Genomic DNA, 566 nt, shown 5'->3' with positions numbered 1-566 from the left:
CGATGAGGGAATTTCCGTACCTGCTCCTCCAACAACTCCACGACCGTCTGGTCCTTAGCATACTCGCGGGCCGTATTATTGAACTCACCAAGAATTTGGACTCGCTCCTGTTCAGTAATCACTTCGATCTCCGACAATTTCCCATTTGGGTTGGCAGCAAACGACTCCAAGACAGCTTGAATTCTGGACAAGATGCTTTGGATCTCCTCTTTCACGTACAGATGAGGGTTGTAAAGAAGATTGAAAATCAGGTTGTCGCCTTTTAAATAGGCACTCAAGGTAATATCGTAGCTGGTCTGCCCTCGACCCGACTCGATTTCAAACGAAAGTCCGCCTTCTTCGACCTTCAGCTTTTCTTCATCAACAAAGTAATTTTCAAATGCATATAAGACTTTGATCAGTTCATTTTTTTGCTGACTCAAAGATTGAATTTCAGCAAGAGAGCAATATGAATACTGATCGCTCTCAGTCCCCTGATTTTGAAGCTCATTCAACAGCTCCAACATGGTCATGTTCTCTCTGGATCGAACTCTTATCGGGATGGTATTGATAAACAATCCGACAAT

Annotated in this window: 1 protein-coding gene; it reads right to left on the bottom strand. The window is 43.5% G+C overall.

From position 1 onward, the window contains the following. On the bottom strand, positions 1–506 hold a 506-nt coding region (locus tag AMS59_RS23935; RefSeq protein WP_234007911.1), incomplete at its 3' end, for a condensation domain-containing protein. Between the last annotated feature and the right edge of the window lie 60 nt (positions 507–566).

This window comes from Lysinibacillus sp. FJAT-14745 (assembly GCF_001275675.1).
Classification (GTDB): domain Bacteria; phylum Bacillota; class Bacilli; order Bacillales_A; family Planococcaceae; genus Lysinibacillus.
This window is presented reverse-complemented; position numbering and strand designations above follow the sequence as displayed.